The sequence below is a fragment of the Bradyrhizobium sp. OK095 genome (assembly GCF_900109945.1).
Taxonomy (GTDB): Bacteria; Pseudomonadota; Alphaproteobacteria; order Rhizobiales; family Xanthobacteraceae; genus Bradyrhizobium.
In genome coordinates, this window is record NZ_FOBX01000005.1 from 1 (window position 1) to 14,366 (window position 14,366).

14 protein-coding genes are annotated in these 14,366 nt (G+C 63.9%); 12 read left to right on the forward strand and 2 right to left on the reverse strand.

Going from position 1 to position 14,366, the window contains the following annotated elements:
- Positions 1 to 179 precede the first annotated feature (179 nt).
- Positions 180 to 1,826, reverse strand: coding sequence for a methyl-accepting chemotaxis protein (locus BMW89_RS14310; RefSeq protein WP_092027368.1), 1,647 nt, complete (start codon positions 1,824 to 1,826; stop codon positions 180 to 182).
- Positions 1,827 to 2,171: 345 nt separating this feature from the next.
- Between BMW89_RS14310 and tsaB the strand changes: the two genes are divergently transcribed.
- The 12 genes from tsaB to trmB all read left to right on the forward strand — a co-directional run bounded on the left by tsaB (position 2,172) and on the right by trmB (position 13,128).
- The gene (tsaB, locus tag BMW89_RS14315; RefSeq protein ID WP_092027369.1) at positions 2,172 to 2,867 is read left to right on the forward strand and encodes a tRNA (adenosine(37)-N6)-threonylcarbamoyltransferase complex dimerization subunit type 1 TsaB; all 696 of its coding nucleotides are present in this window, start codon (positions 2,172 to 2,174) and stop codon (positions 2,865 to 2,867) included.
- Positions 2,864 to 3,349 (forward strand): ribosomal protein S18-alanine N-acetyltransferase, encoded by a 486-nt coding sequence (gene rimI / locus BMW89_RS14320; RefSeq protein ID WP_092027371.1) that lies wholly within the window; start codon positions 2,864 to 2,866, stop codon positions 3,347 to 3,349. The genes tsaB and rimI overlap by 4 nt, the downstream gene beginning before the upstream one ends.
- 38 nt (positions 3,350 to 3,387) lie before the next feature.
- The gene (locus BMW89_RS14325; protein ID WP_092027372.1) at positions 3,388 to 3,843 is read left to right on the forward strand and encodes a Fur family transcriptional regulator; all 456 of its coding nucleotides are present in this window, start codon (positions 3,388 to 3,390) and stop codon (positions 3,841 to 3,843) included.
- 52 nt (positions 3,844 to 3,895) lie between these two features.
- Positions 3,896 to 4,576, forward strand: coding sequence for an HAD family hydrolase (locus tag BMW89_RS14330; RefSeq protein WP_092027374.1), 681 nt, complete (start codon positions 3,896 to 3,898; stop codon positions 4,574 to 4,576).
- Between the two features lie 195 nt (positions 4,577 to 4,771).
- The gene (miaB, locus tag BMW89_RS14335) at positions 4,772 to 6,166 is read left to right on the forward strand and encodes a tRNA (N6-isopentenyl adenosine(37)-C2)-methylthiotransferase MiaB (RefSeq protein WP_092027376.1); all 1,395 of its coding nucleotides are present in this window, start codon (positions 4,772 to 4,774) and stop codon (positions 6,164 to 6,166) included.
- A gap of 4 nt (positions 6,167 to 6,170) precedes the next feature.
- Entirely contained in the window at positions 6,171 to 7,229 is a 1,059-nt protein-coding gene (locus BMW89_RS14340) for a PhoH family protein (RefSeq protein ID WP_177196055.1), read from the forward strand.
- An 83-nt stretch (positions 7,230 to 7,312) separates the two neighbouring features.
- Positions 7,313 to 7,801, forward strand: a complete 489-nt coding sequence (ybeY, locus tag BMW89_RS14345) for an rRNA maturation RNase YbeY (protein WP_244547595.1) — start codon at positions 7,313 to 7,315, stop codon at positions 7,799 to 7,801.
- Between the two features lies 1 nt (position 7,802).
- On the forward strand, positions 7,803 to 8,921 hold the full coding sequence (locus tag BMW89_RS14350) for a hemolysin family protein (protein WP_244547596.1): 1,119 nt from the start codon (positions 7,803 to 7,805) through the stop codon (positions 8,919 to 8,921).
- Positions 8,918 to 10,531: an apolipoprotein N-acyltransferase gene (gene lnt, locus BMW89_RS14355; RefSeq protein WP_092027384.1), complete on the forward strand. Its 1,614-nt coding sequence runs from the start codon at positions 8,918 to 8,920 to the stop codon at positions 10,529 to 10,531. The genes BMW89_RS14350 and lnt overlap by 4 nt, the downstream gene beginning before the upstream one ends.
- A 230-nt stretch (positions 10,532 to 10,761) precedes the next feature.
- On the forward strand, positions 10,762 to 11,175 hold the full coding sequence (locus BMW89_RS14360; RefSeq protein WP_092027386.1) for a helix-turn-helix domain-containing protein: 414 nt from the start codon (positions 10,762 to 10,764) through the stop codon (positions 11,173 to 11,175).
- A gap of 85 nt (positions 11,176 to 11,260) precedes the next feature.
- Positions 11,261 to 12,418, forward strand: a complete 1,158-nt coding sequence (locus BMW89_RS14365; RefSeq protein ID WP_092027388.1) for a M20 family metallopeptidase — start codon at positions 11,261 to 11,263, stop codon at positions 12,416 to 12,418.
- Positions 12,415 to 13,128 carry a tRNA (guanosine(46)-N7)-methyltransferase TrmB gene (trmB, locus tag BMW89_RS14370; RefSeq protein WP_092027390.1) on the forward strand — a complete coding sequence of 238 codons (714 nt, stop codon included), beginning with the start codon at positions 12,415 to 12,417 and terminating at the stop codon, positions 13,126 to 13,128. Before BMW89_RS14365 ends, trmB begins: the two co-directional genes overlap by 4 nt.
- A gap of 27 nt (positions 13,129 to 13,155) precedes the next feature.
- On the opposite strand, the gene BMW89_RS14375 is transcribed toward trmB, so the two are convergent.
- Positions 13,156 to 14,238: a DUF2336 domain-containing protein gene (locus BMW89_RS14375; protein ID WP_092027391.1), complete on the reverse strand. Its 1,083-nt coding sequence runs from the start codon at positions 14,236 to 14,238 to the stop codon at positions 13,156 to 13,158.
- Positions 14,239 to 14,366: the final 128 nt, after the last annotated feature.

A 14,366-nucleotide genomic window follows, 5' to 3' on the forward strand; every position in this document is an offset into this window, starting at 1 on the left:
CTCCGCGCGCCGCCTCCACGCCAAATGCAAAGATCTATACCCAAGCCCCGTTCGGCACGCTTGACTTAAAAGCCCTCATATGAGGGTGGGCAAAGCGAAGCGTGCCCACCTTCTTTACGACGACGATTGAAGTGGTGGGCACGGCGCAAGAGCGCCTTTGCCCACCCTACGAAATCTCGCTACGCCGCTTGGCCGATGCTGGCGGCTTCCTCTGCGGCGCGGCGCATGCTCGCCGACATTTCCTGGGTCACCGTGCTCTGCTCCTCGACCGCCGCGGCCGTTGACGAGACGTACTCGCTGACGCCCTGGATCGCACCCTTGATCTGCTCCAGCGCGGCGACGACGTCGACCGAGATGCCGTTGAGATTGCTGATCTCCTGCTCGATCCGGTCGGCGGCCTGCTTGGCCTGGTTGGCGAGGTTCTTCACCTCGGACGCAACCACAGCAAAGCCGCGACCAGCTTCGCCGGCGCGCGCGGATTCGATGGTGGCATTCAGCGCCAGCAAATTGATCTGACCGGTGATGTTGCCGATGAGCTGCACGATCGTGCTCATCGATTCCGCCGCCTGAGTCAGCCGATGCGCCTGCTGGTCAGCCACCTCGACCTTGACGACGGCGGTCGACGCCGTCTCGCGCGAGCGGGTCATTGCCTCGGCGATCTCGCGTACCGAAGCGTTCAGCTCTTCGGCGCCGGCGGCGACCGATTCCATCATGCTGCGCACCTTCTCGCTGCGCTTGCGCGCGATCACCTGCGCCGTGGTGTCGGACGCGTATTTCACGACCTTGAACGGTTTGCCGTTGAGATCGCGAATCGGATTGTAGGAGGCCTGGATGAACACCTGCCGGCCGCCCTTGCCGACGCGCTGATATTCGCCGGACTGGAATTCGCCGGCGTTCAGCCTAGCCCAGAAGGCGCGATAAGCCTCGCCCTCGCGCTCATCAGCGCTCACGAACATGCTGTGATGCTTGCCGGCAATCTCGGACAACGTATAGCCGAGCGCGCCGAGGAAGTTCTCGTTGGCGGTCAAAACCTTGCCGTCCATATCGAACTCGATCACGGCCTGCGACTTGCCGATCGCCTCGATCTGCCCGGCGAAATTTGCATTCGTCAGCTTCTGCGCGCTGATGTCGGTGGCGAACTTCACCACCTTGAACGGCTTGCCGGCGTCGTCGAGGATCGGATTGTAGGAGGCGAGGATCCAGACCTCCTTAGCCCCCTTGCCGAAGCGCTTGTACTCGGCCGACTGGAATTCGCCGCGGGCAAGCTTCGCCCAGAACTCGCGGTAGGCGGCGCTGTCGCGCTCGCTTGCGCCCACGAACATTCGGTGATGCTGGCCCTGAATCTCGTCGAGACGATAGCCGACAGTGGCCAGGAAATTCTCGTTGGCGGTGATGATGGTGCCGTCCAGATTGAACTCGATCACGGCTTGCGCGCGGCCGATCGCGGAGATCTTGCCGGCATCCTCGAGGCTGCGGATTTTTCGCGTGGTGATGTCGGTGGCGAACTTGACGACCTTCACCGGCTTGCCGGCCTCGTCGATGATCGGATTGTAGGACGCCTGGATCCAGATCTCACGGCCGCCCTTGCCGAGCCGCTTGTACTCGGCGGCTTGGTATTCGCCGCGGCCAAGACACGCCCAGAACTCGCGATAGGCCGCGCTGCCCCGCTCGTCCGGCGTCACGAACATGCTGTGGTGCTTGCCCTGGATCTCGTCGAGCCGGTAGCCCATCGCGCCCAAAAAATTCTGGTTGGCGGTGAGGATGGTGCCGTCCAGATTGAATTCGATCACCGCCTGGGATTTCGAGAGCGCACTGACCTGAGCCATCGCCTCGCGCGCGGAAGATCTGCCTCGCCAAAAAGACATAAAAGAAACCCTTCCAAAGGACCGGACGATGCGCGGTTTGACCGCTCGAATGTTTCGTTCCGGTCGTCGCTAACGCGCCTTCCGCGCCTGAAAGGTGTCTTATGATTGCTAACCTTTCCTTAAAATGGAAATATTTCAAATACTTAGACAACTCAGAGGTTGCAATTTGATGCATCTGCTTCAAGAAGCGGGCGCGAGAGCTTTTGCCGATTCCCGTGCACGTAGAATTACGGGGCCGATCGTGCGCCTGTCGAGAAATCAAACTTGGACTGGTTCGACCGTGGCGGAACCGACTAAGCTGATTCGATGCTGATCCTTGCCATCGATACCGCGCTGGAGGCGTGCGCGGCCGCCGTGCTCGACACCGACGCCGGCCAGCTCCTTGCGCAGGAGCAGTTGCTCATGAAGCGCGGCCACGCCGAAGCGCTGATGCCGATGATCGCGCGCGTGATGCAATCGGCCGACCTCGCCTTCACGGCGCTCGACCGCATCGCCGTCACCGTCGGCCCCGGAAGTTTTACCGGCCTTCGCGTTGGCATCTCGGCGGCGCGCGGCCTTGCGCTCGCGGCGAAGCGGCCCGCTGTCGGCCTGACGACGCTATCCGCCTATGCCGCCACCGTCGTCGGTCAGAGCGGAACGGCGCCTGTGATCTCGGCGATCGATGCGCGGCACGATCACGTCTATTTCCAGATCGTCGCCGGCGACGGCAGCCAGCTGGTGCGGCCGGGCGTCGCGTCCATCGACGAAGCGATCGCGGCCTCGCAATTCGGGGCGCCGCATCTGGTCGGCAACGCCGCAAAAATCCTTGCCGATCGCTGGCCGAAGGATGGGCCGCAGCCGGTTGCGGTCAACGACCAACCCGCCCCCGACATCAGCTGGGTCGCCTGGCTCGGCGCCGCGGCCAATCCCGAGACCACGCCGGCGCGGCCGTTCTATCTGAAGGCGCCCGACGCAAAACCGGCGCGACTTCCGCCGCTCGCAGTACAAGCCGCAAGCTCATGATGAGATGGTTGTCGGAATGGTGGCGCGGCGGCACCGCCGCCGTCGAGCCCGCCTCCGCGCGCGATGCCGCACGGCTCGCACAGCTTCACGGCGCCTCCTTCGCGCATGGCTGGGGCGAAGGCGAATTCGAGACCATGCTCAGCGAGCGCAACACGCTCGTGCATCGGTTGCGCCTTGGCCGCAAGACGATCGGCTTTGCGGTGTCGCGGATCGGCGCGGACGAAGCGGAAATCCTCTCGATTGCGGTCGACCAGGCCCATCGCGGCCGCGGCCTGTCCCGCACGCTGCTGATGACCCATCTCGGCCATCTCGCAGGGCGCGGCGTGCGCATCATATTTCTCGAAGTCGAGGAGAATAACCAGCCGGCGCGGCGGCTCTACGACCGGGCCGGATTCATGGTGGTCGGGCGCCGCGAACGCTACTATAAGCAGCCGAACGGGGAACAATTGAACGCACTTCTGATGCGCCGTGACTTGTCGTAATATTGATGGCAGAAAGCGCCCCCTCAGGCAGACAACACATGACTGGACTTAAATCTTCCCCCGCATCCAAGGCGTCCGGCATCGAAAGCCGCTGTGCCGCCACCGGCATGCGCATGACCGAGCAGCGCCGTGTCATCGCCCGCGTGCTCGCGGAGGCGGTCGACCATCCCGATGTCGAGGAATTGTACCGCCGCTGTGTCGCGGTCGACGACAAGATCTCGATCTCGACCGTGTATCGCACCGTCAAACTGTTCGAGGATGCCGGCATCATCGAACGCCATGATTTCCGCGAGGGCCGTGCGCGCTACGAGACGATGCGCGACAGCCATCACGACCACCTCATCAATCTGCGCGACGGCAAGGTGATCGAGTTCACCTCCGAAGAGATCGAGAAACTTCAGGCGGAGATCGCCCGCAAGCTCGGCTACAAGCTGGTCGATCACCGGCTCGAGCTCTATTGCGTCCCGCTCGACGACGACAAGCCGACGTCATAAGTGGCATGATCTTGTCGGAAAACCGCTTCACACTTTTCCGGATCATGCCTTAGTGCCTGTCGACCTCATCATCTTCGACTGCGACGGCGTGCTCGTGGACAGCGAGGTGATTTCCTGTCGTGCGCATGCGGATGTGCTGACGCGACACGGCTATCCGATCACGTCGGAGCAGGTGCTGGTCCGCTTCCTCGGCGTGTCCGAGAAGGACGCGCGGCGGATGGTCGAGCAGGAAATCGGCCGCAGTCTCCCGGACGATCTGGAGAGCCAAGTGAGTGCAGCCACGCTGCAATTTTATGCCAGCGATTTGCAGCCGATCACCCATGTCGCTGCCGCGATCCGCGCGATCGATTTGCCAAAATGCGTGGCATCGAGCGGCACGCCGGAGAAGATCCATCACGGGCTGACCTGCGCCGGGCTGTATGACTTGCTCGCTCCGAACATTTTTTCGGCGAGCCAGGTCGCACGCGGCAAGCCCGCGCCCGATCTGTTTCTGTTTGCCGCGAAACAAATGAGAGTCGCTCCCGAGCGGTGCGTCGTGATCGAGGACAGCGTCCCCGGGGTCACCGGTGCGCACGCCGCCGGGATGACCGTGCTCGGCTTTCACGGCGGCAGCCACTGCCCGCCCGGCCACGCCGACAGGCTGCGGGCAGCAGGCGCCGGATTGACCTTTGACGATATGCGGCAATTGCCGGAACTGGTCCGGCGGGCCGCGACGGACGCTCCGGCAGGTTGATTTTGGTCCTCTCGCAATCATTCCGGGGCATGCGTAAACCCGCATGAGGGGCGGAATCTCGGCCAAAACCTCCGGATTCCGGGTTCGCTCGCGCCGCGAGCGCCCCGGAATGACGATCCAAACGGCTCCCTTCGCTGGATTTTCGCCCCTCCAGCCTATATCTGAGGGTCGTCCTCCACCTCAATTCCGGGTTCCATGAAGCCGCCGCGCAAGCTGCACATCAAATCATATGGCTGCCAGATGAACGTCTACGATGCCCAGCGCATGGTGGACACGCTGGCTCCGGAAGGATTCGTGGAGACGGCCAACGCCGAGGACGCCGACCTCGTCATCCTGAACACCTGCCATATCCGCGAGAAGGCCTCAGAAAAGGTCTATTCCGAGCTCGGGCGCTTACGCGTCGCCAAGGACGAGGCCGCGCGCAACGGCCGCGCGATGCAGATCGCGGTCGCGGGCTGCGTGGCGCAGGCCGAAGGTGGGGAGATCACACGCCGCGCGCCTGCCGTCGACGTCGTGGTCGGTCCGCAGAGCTATCATCACCTTCCGGAGCTTTTGAAGCGCGCGCGCGACGAAGGCCGCGCGATCGAGACCGAGTTTCCCGCCGCGGACAAGTTCGGCTTCCTGGCCCAGCCGAAACCCGATGCGATCCGCGCGCGCGGCATTTCCGCGTTCGTCACCGTGCAGGAAGGCTGCGACAAATTCTGTACCTTCTGCGTCGTGCCGTACACGCGGGGCTCGGAAGTCTCGCGTCCCGTGACCAAGATCGTCGACGACGTGAAGCGGCTCGCCGACAACGGCGTGCGCGAGCTCACGCTGATCGGGCAGAACGTCAACGCCTATCATGGCGAGGGGCCTGACGGAAAAACCTGGCCGCTTGGCCGATTGCTCGAACATCTGGCGAAAATTCCCGGCATTGCGCGGCTGCGCTATTCGACCAGCCATCCCGGCGACGTCGATGACAGTTTGATTGCGGCTCATCGCGATCTCGGCGAGCTGATGCCGTTCGTGCACCTGCCGGTACAGTCGGGTTCGGACCGGATTCTTTCCGCTATGAACCGGAAGCATACCGCCGATGATTATCGAGGAGTTATCGACCGTTTCCGGTCCGCGCGCCAAGACATTGCTTTTTCATCAGATTTTATCGTGGGCTTCCCTGGCGAAAGCGAGCAAGATTTTCTCGCCACTCTCGCGCTTGTCACGCAAATCGGCTACGCTGCTGCATATTCGTTCAAATACTCCGCCCGGCCGGGAACGCCGGCCGCGGATATGCAGGAGACGGTGCCCCCCGCCGAGATGGACCAGCGATTGGAGCGGCTCCAGGAACTGATCGACAGCCAGCAATCGGCCTTCAACAAGGCTGCGATTGGCTCAACGGTGGACGTGCTGTTCGAACGTCCGGCCCGCAAGGACGGCCAGATCGTCGGCCGCACCGCATTCCTGCAGCCCGCCCATGTAATGGCCTCGCCCGACATCATCGGACAAATCCTGCCCGTGCGCATCGACAGCCTCGAGCGCTACAGCTTCCTCGGCGAGCTCGTGACGCCGCGCAACGCGCGCGAGCCCGCTTTATCGCAAGCCAGTGGAGCCTGAACCCTTGCCCAAAAGTGCATCGGATTCGTCTTCTTCTATTGCTCCCAGCCGCAAATTTGATCGCGACATGCAAGTTCCGCCCGAAACCCAGGTCGTCATCGACTTCGACGACAACCGCGCCGCGTCCGCGCTGGTCGGCCCCTATGGCCAGCATCTGGCGCAGATCGAGCGGCGGCTCGGTGTCGTGGTCGACTCCAAGGGCAACCACATCACCATCGGCGGCTCACGCGACGGCTGCGACGCCGCCCGCCGCGTGCTGGAGACGCTCTACGCCCAGGCGGTGAAGGGACAGGACCTCGACCAGGGCGAGGTCGAAGGCGCGATCCGCGCCGTGATCGCCCAAGGCTCGCTGTTCGAGTTCGACGCCAAATCGGCCAAATCGAGCTTCGACAGTATCAATTTGCGCAAGCGCCCGGTGCGCGCACGCACCGCCGCGCAGAATTCCTACATAAGCGCGCTGAAGCGGCATGAGCTGGTGTTCGGCGTCGGCCCGGCCGGTACCGGCAAGACCTGGCTCGCCGTCGCGCATGCCGCCCAACTGTTCGAGCGCAAGGAAGTCGACAAGATCATCCTGTCGCGCCCGGCGGTGGAAGCCGGCGAGCGGCTCGGCTTCTTGCCCGGCGATCTCCGCGAGAAGGTCGATCCTTATCTTCGCCCGATCTACGACGCGCTCTACGACCTCATGGATGCACGCATCGTCGAGCGCGCGCTCCAGACCGGCGAGATCGAGATCGCGCCGCTCGCTTTCATGCGCGGCCGCACGCTGACCAACGCCGCCATCATCCTGGACGAGGCGCAGAACACCACATCGATGCAGATGAAGATGTTTTTGACACGTTTGGGCGAGAACAGCCGCATGATCGTGACGGGCGATCCATCGCAGATCGACCTGCCGAACGGCCAGACCTCGGGCCTCGCCGAGGCGACGCGCCTGCTCAACGGTGTCGAAGGCATTGCGCAAGTTCATTTCAAAGCCGAAGACGTGATCCGCCATGAACTCGTGGCACGAATCGTCTCTGCCTATGAAGGGCAGCCGCAGCGGCCGGCCGCCGGTAAATCCTGACGAGACAACAGCCGGACCATAGGGGGCGCGGACATGTCGCCCCTTCGTTCCGAACAAAGACAATGTCACACCCCAACCTTCCCATGACCGAGGTCCTCGTCGTTGCCGATTGCTGGCAGCGCGAACCTGATTCCGAAGCCGTGATCCAGCGCGCAGTGGCGGCTGCCGCCGAATCTGTCGACGAAGACGTTGCCGACGCCGAAGTGGCGGTGATGCTGACCGACGATGCCGGTATCCGCACGCTCAACAGCAACTGGCGCGGCATCGACAAGCCGACCAACGTGCTGTCGTTTCCCGCGCTCCAGCCGGAGGGCGAATGGAAGCCGGGCGATGCGCCACGCATGCTCGGTGACATCGCGATCGCCTACGAGACCATGCGGCGCGAGGCGGACGAGGAGCACAAGTCGTTCGAGCATCATTTGAGCCATCTCGCCGTGCACGGTTTCCTGCATCTGGTCGGCTACGACCACGAGAACGACGGCGACGCCGAGGAGATGGAGGCGCTGGAAACGCGGATCCTGGCTCATCTCGGCATCCCCGATCCCTATGCTGACCGCGCAGGGACGCACTGAGATGCCGGATTCCGAACCGATCCACGACAATCCGCGCAACACGCCGAACCTGCCGGCCGTGGTGACGCCGGGCGAGGTCCTGCGACCGACCGCGGATGGCTGGCTGCTGCGCGCCATCCGCACGCTGTTCGGCTGGAAGGCGGGCTCGGTGCGAGACGATCTCCAGGTCGTGCTCGATGCCACGACGCCTGATGACACCGGTTTTTCGACCGTCGAGCGCACCATGCTGCGCAACATTCTCGGTCTGCACGAGCGCCGCATCGCCGACGTCATGGTGCATCGCGCCGACATCATCGCGGTGAGGCGCGACATCCCGCTCGGCGAATTGATGGGCCGCTTCGAGAGCGCCGGCCATTCGCGCCTTGTGGTCTACAACGAGACGCTCGACGATCCCGTCGGCATCGTCCACATCCGCGACCTGCTCACGTTCATGACCGCCCGCGCGCGCGTGTCGGACGTCACCAAGACCAAGCGCAAGAAACCACTGCCGTCCGGACTCGATCTGCGTACCGTCGATCTCGCGCTGCCGCTTGGCGACGCGCGCATCATCCGCAAGTTGCTCTATGTGCCGCCGTCGATGCGGGCGATCGACCTTTTGGCGCAGATGCAGGCCACGCGCATCCATCTGGCGCTGGTCGTCGACGAATATGGCGGCAGCGACGGGTTGGTTTCGCTGGAGGATATCGTCGAGCAGATCGTCGGCGAGATCGACGACGAGCACGACAGCGACGAGCCGCCCTCGATCGTGCGCCTGCCCGACAACGCCTTCATCGCCGATGCCCGTGCCAGCCTCGATGACGTCCGCACCGTGATCGGTGCAGATTTCGTCACTGGCGAAGCCGGCGAGGAAGTCGAGACGCTGGGCGGTTATCTCGTCAGCTTCGTCGGACGCCTGCCGGTGCGCGGCGAGGTGATCTCGGGCCCCGGCCATTACGAGGTCGAAGTGCTCGATGCCGATCCGCGCCGGGTCAAGCGGTTGCGGATCTCGACCCGGAAGGAACGCCCCGCACCGCGCACCCAGCGCGAGAGCCGTCGCCGCGATCCCGCACCGGAGAGCGGCCAGCCGCCGTCCAGCGACACGCCCGCCCCGCCGCCATCCGACAGGACTGGTCCGCAGTGAGCGTGTTCCAGCGATTTCGGCAGATTGCGCTTGCCATCATCCTGACCTGGGGATGGAAGCGCGCGCTTATCGCGATGGGGTGCGGCGCACTGTCGGTGCTGGCGCTGGCGCCGTTCAATATCTTCCCGGTGCTGTTCCTCACCCTGCCCGTGATGGTCTGGCTGATCGACGGCGCCGGCGCCGGACGCTACAACGGCGTCCCCGCCGCGGCGCTGACCGGCTACTGGTTCGGGCTCGGCTATTTCGTGCCCGGCCTCTACTGGATCGGCAAGGCCTTCTTCGTCGACGCGGATATATTCGCCTGGCTGACACCGTTCGCCGTGCTCGGCCTGCCGGCCTATCTCTCGATCTTCACCGCGATCGGCTTTGCGCTGGCCCGCCTGCTCTGGACCAAGGATGCCACGCGCATCCTCGCGCTCGCCGCAAGCCTCACAATCGCCGAATGGCTGCGCGGTCACGTCCTGACCGGCTTTCCCTGGAACGCGTTCGGCTATGCGCTGTCCGAGCCGCTGCCGCTGGCGCAGACCGCGTCGTTGCTCGGCCTGTGGGGCATGACGTTCCTCAGCATCGCGATCTTTGCGAGCCCGGCGTCGCTGATCGATCGCACGCCTGATCGCCGCCCGGCGTGGCGCGCGCCGGCCGCGGCAGTCGCGCTTCTGATTGTCATGAGCATCTTCGGCGCGGTCCGCCTGTCGCTGCATCCGACCACGATGGTCGCGGGCACCAAGCTGCGCCTGATGCAGCCGAACCTCCAGCAGGATGCGAAATTCAACTACGCCGCCAAGACGGAGGTGATGAAGAAGTACCTCGCGTTGTCGGACCGCGCCTCCGGACCGCAATCGACCGGCGTACGCGATGCCACCATCCTGATCTGGCCGGAATCCGCCTTTCCGTTCTTCCTGACCCGCGAAGCCGACGCGATGGCGCAAATCGCCGAGCTGCTGCCGAAGGGCACGGTGCTGATCACGGGTTCGGTCCGCGCGCCGGATCTGCCGCGGGGCACGCCGGTCACGCGTGCCTATAATTCGATCTATGTGATCGATCACGACGCCAGCGTGCTCGCTGTGTACGACAAGCTGCACTTGGTGCCGTTCGGCGAATTCCTGCCCTTCCAGGATCTGATGGAGAAGCTCGGCTTCGAGCAACTCACGCGGATGCGCGGCGGCTTCATTCCCGGAACTGTGCGGCACGCGCTCATCGTGCCGGGCGCACCAAGCGCACTCCCACTGATCTGCTACGAAGCAATCTTTCCCGGCGAGGTTGCCGGACGCAACGAGCGTCCAGGCTGGATCGTGAACCTCACCAATGACGGCTGGTTCGGCATCTCGACCGGCCCCTATCAGCATCTGGAGCAGTCGCGGATGCGCGCGATCGAACTGGGATTGCCGCTGGTCCGCTCCGCCAATACCGGCATCTCCGCTGTGATCGATCCGGTGGGACGAACTATCGCCAGCCTCGGACTCGGAACCGAAGGCATTTTGGATGCAAGCCTGCCTGCAGCGATCCCGCCGACTATCTATGCGCGGGTCGGCGACGTACCCGCAGCCATGCTGGTCGCGCTGGCCGTGATTCTCGCAGTCCGTCGACGTGTTGCCAAACGGCACCCGTGATCACACCGTCGCTAGCGGTTTTCGGTCGAACCGCCGGAATCCTTTGACAACCGTAGTCCCACGGTTGACAGACTGCACGCGGGTTCCTCATTCTGCACCCGCTGCGAAAGACAGTCGGCATTGCTAAATTTCTCCGCAATGTTTCTCAATAACAGGGTTTGATTTTTACGCTGCTGGCACCTGAGGCATTCTCTCGATTGCGCTGAAGGTGGTGTTTGGAGGCTGAGGAAATGTCGAAAGCGCCCAACCCTGTTGACAAATATGTCGGCAGCCGCGTGCGCATGCGCCGCATCATGTTGGGCATGAGCCAGGAAAAGCTTGGTGAAGCTTTGGGCCTGACTTTCCAGCAGGTTCAGAAGTACGAGAAGGGCACGAATCGCGTCGGCGCGAGCCGCATTCAGCAGATCTCCGAGATTCTGCAGGTGCCGGTGTCGTTCCTGTTCGAGGGCGGCCCGAGCGGCGTCGCCGGGCCGGACGGCTTTGCAGAAGGTGCTTCGCCCTCTTACGTCTCGGACTTCCTCGCGACCTCCGAAGGTCTCGCGCTGACCAAGGCGTTCACCCGAATCGCCGATTCGAAGATGCGCCGCTCGATCGTCGATCTCGTCGAGCAGATCGCTGCCCGCGAAGGTCCCGACAAGCGCTGACGCGCCAGCTCAATCCGATTTGAGGCTGCGCCAAATCTGGCCTATGTCGTCATTTGCGGTCGCGTATTGATGCGCGCCCTCTCAGATGATGCGATTCAAAGGCACAGATACTTCCATGGCCAGCTCAAATTGGTTCGATTCCCAAACTATTCTCGATGGCATCCGCCGCTGGGTGGAGATCGAGACGCCGACGGAAGCTCCTGAACAAGTCAACAAACTCGTGTCGCTGGTCGCGGATCAACACCGCGATCTGCCCGTCACGCTCGAGCGCGTCGCCGGCGTCGACGGCTGCGGCGATCATCTGCTGGCACGCTCGACCTGGGGACAGGAGCAGCCGGGCATCCTGGTGCTGAGCCACCTCGACACCGTTCATCCCCTGGGATTCATCGAACGCCTGCCGTTCAAGGTCGAAGGCGACAGCGCGTTCGGCCCCGGCATCTACGACATGAAGGGCGGCGCCTATATCGCCCATCACGCGTTTCGTGCGCTCTGTGCCGACGCAAATCGTTCGCCGCTCGGCATCACCCACATGTTCACCTCCGACGAGGAGATCGGCAGCCCCACCTCGCGCGCACTGATCGAGAAGGAAGGGCGCAAGGCCAAATACGTGCTGGTGACGGAGCCCGCGCGCGACGGCGGCAAGATCGTCACCGGACGCAAGGGTGTCGGACGCTTCAAGGTTTTCATCACGGGCGTGCCCGCACATGCCGGCTCGCGGCCCGAAGACGGCCGCAGCGCCGTCCGCGAACTCGCCAACGTCATCCAGACGCTGGAGGCGATGAACGATCTGGCGCGCGGCGTCACCGTCAATGTCGGCCTGGTGCGCGGCGGCACGCGCCCAAACGTGACGCCGGAAGAAGCCTATGCCGAAATCGATCTGCGCGTCCCGAGCTTCAGCGACGCGGACGAATTCGTCGGCAAGATCCTCGGGCTGACATCGAAGACCGAGGGCGTCACCGTCAAGGTCACCGGCGAGCTCAACCGTCCGCCCTATGAGAAGGGCAATGCAGGAGCCTCGCTGTACGAGCATGCCAAGACGCTCGCCACGGAGATCGGCTTCGAACTGATCGACACCTATACCGGCGGCGGCTCGGACGGCAATTTTACCGCGCCCTACACCGGCACGCTCGACGGGCTCGGCGTCGACGGCAAGGGCGCACACACCCATTATGAGCAGCTCTATGTCTCGTCGCTCGAGCCGCGCGCACGGCTGCTCTATCGCCTGTATCAGACGCTGCGATGAGCGAGCGCAAGTCGGACCCCGACCGCGACGACAGCGAGCGCGCCTTCTTCGGGCGCCGCAAGGGCCACAAGCTCAGGCAGCACCAGGCCGAGCTGATCGGTCATCTGCTGCCGCAGCTCGCGCTCGACATCGAGGGCGAAGCGCCGGCGAGCGCCAACGAGATCTTCGATCCCGCGGCGGACGATGTGCGGCTCGAAATCGGTTTTGGCGGCGGCGAACATCTTGCGGCCGAAGCGCAGAACTTCGCCACAACCGGCTTCATCGGTTGCGAGCCCTATGTCAACGGCATGGCAAAGATTCTCGCGCAGATCGAAGCCGTCGACATTGACAACATCCGCCTGTTCGCCGGCGATGCCGCCGAGCTGCTGGCCTGGCTGCCGAAGGCCTCGCTATCGCGGATCGACCTGATCCATCCCGATCCCTGGCCGAAGCGGCGGCACTGGAAGCGGCGCTTCGTCCAGGACCGGACGATCGCCGCGATGGCGCGCGTGCTCAAGCCCGGCGGTGAATTCCGCTTCGTCTGCGACATCGACGATTACTGCGCGTGGACGCTGTCGCATCTTGCGCGCTCACCGGATTTCAAATGGCTCGCGGAGCGCGCCGACGATTTCCGGCAACCATGGGACGGCTACACCATGACGCGCTACGGCCGCAAAGCCACGCGCGAAGGTCGCAAGACGACGTATCTGCGGTTCAGGCGGGACGGCTAGCCGTCAGAGCAATGACGGAGCGCGAAGCTAGATCGTCTGCCGGTTGCGCCAGAATTTCACGACGCGCTCGGCCGTCGACGGCATCAGGCGCGTGAAGTTCACGCGCGCTTGCTCGAGATCGGCATCAGCCGGCGTGCGATGTGAACCGTACCACATCAGGATCATTGCGCGTACCGTGGGCCAGCCGAGATTCAGCATCCGCCCCAGGATCAAAATCGGATCGTAGCGGTCTCCCGCGATCAGGCGATCGAGGATCGAGAGACGAACGCCGGCCATCGCCGAGAGCGAGGCGATCGATTCCTCGTATTTGTGCGCCTTGGCAAAGCCGAGCAGCGCGCTTTCGCCGAGATGACCCTCGCGATGAAGGGCGAGCACCGTGCGCTGCGCCGCAGAGAAATCGCGACGCGGCCCCGGCGGCAGCGACGCCTCCTCGATCGAGGCCATCGCGCGCTTGATCTCGACCTGGCGCGCGGGATTGACCACGCTGGAGAGGCGGCGGCGGATGACGTCGAGCGTACCGTTGAGAAGCTCTTTCAGGTGATCGCCCGAGAGATCATTGCGCTGGCCGATCTTCAGCGTCAGCACACCGTCCTGCGACGCGCGCTTGATCAGCTCGGAATAGCTGCCAGGCGAGAACACCGCACCGGCATTGCCGGCGGCGCGACGCACCACATCGCGATCGCCGCGCTCGACCAACACGTCGGTGATGACGGACGGCAAAACGGGACGCTCCGTCATCGCCAGCAGATGACCCTGGCCCTTCAGCCGCGCGATCTCCACCAGCGCTGCTTCGTCGAGCACCGGCGAACGGCGCAACACAGGACCCGCCACCGCGATCTCGTTTTCGCGCGCGAGCTGAGTGACCAGATGCGGCGGCGCGTTGTTCAGGCGTGAGAAGCGTTCGGCGAGGTCGACACGCGAGGCAAGCTCGGCATGCGGGACCAGATCGATCAGCAGATTGTCGAAGAGGTCGACGAGATCGGGACGGAGCTTCTCGGCGTCCTGGAAGAACAATTGGGAGATCGCGCGCGCGATCTCGCCGCGACGCCGGGGGTCGCCGCGTTTGACGATATCGTCCAGTCCGGGAATGAGCGACGTGGCAACGGTCATGAAAACGCAAACTCGTATAGGGCACGCCGCGGGTGCGCCCTTGGTCCAAGCCGCCCCACAGTCAGGGAATTTAGGCCTCGGAGGTGAAGGAAGCGTTGCGCGAGGGGGGCCACAGGCCGGCCGCAAAA

Bases quoted from the DNA above. Each gene is read 5' to 3' on its own strand.
- BMW89_RS14350 (WP_244547596.1), top strand. From the start codon at position 7,803: ATGCCGGATTCCGAACCGATCCACGACAATCCGCGCAACACGCCGAAC.
- BMW89_RS14375 (WP_092027391.1), bottom strand. From the start codon at position 14,238: ATGACCGTTGCCACGTCGCTCATTCCCGGACTGGACGATATCGTCAAA.
- trmB (WP_092027390.1), top strand. From the start codon at position 12,415: ATGAGCGAGCGCAAGTCGGACCCCGACCGCGACGACAGCGAGCGCGCC.
- BMW89_RS14360 (WP_092027386.1), top strand. From the start codon at position 10,762: ATGTCGAAAGCGCCCAACCCTGTTGACAAATATGTCGGCAGCCGCGTG.
- BMW89_RS14365 (WP_092027388.1), top strand. From the start codon at position 11,261: ATGATGCGATTCAAAGGCACAGATACTTCCATGGCCAGCTCAAATTGG.
- miaB (WP_092027376.1), top strand. From the start codon at position 4,772: ATGAAGCCGCCGCGCAAGCTGCACATCAAATCATATGGCTGCCAGATG.
- rimI (WP_092027371.1), top strand. From the start codon at position 2,864: ATGATGAGATGGTTGTCGGAATGGTGGCGCGGCGGCACCGCCGCCGTC.
- BMW89_RS14310 (WP_092027368.1), bottom strand. From the start codon at position 1,826: ATGGCTCAGGTCAGTGCGCTCTCGAAATCCCAGGCGGTGATCGAATTC.
- ybeY (WP_244547595.1), top strand. From the start codon at position 7,313: ATGACCGAGGTCCTCGTCGTTGCCGATTGCTGGCAGCGCGAACCTGAT.
- tsaB (WP_092027369.1), top strand. From the start codon at position 2,172: ATGCTGATCCTTGCCATCGATACCGCGCTGGAGGCGTGCGCGGCCGCC.
- BMW89_RS14325 (WP_092027372.1), top strand. From the start codon at position 3,388: ATGACTGGACTTAAATCTTCCCCCGCATCCAAGGCGTCCGGCATCGAA.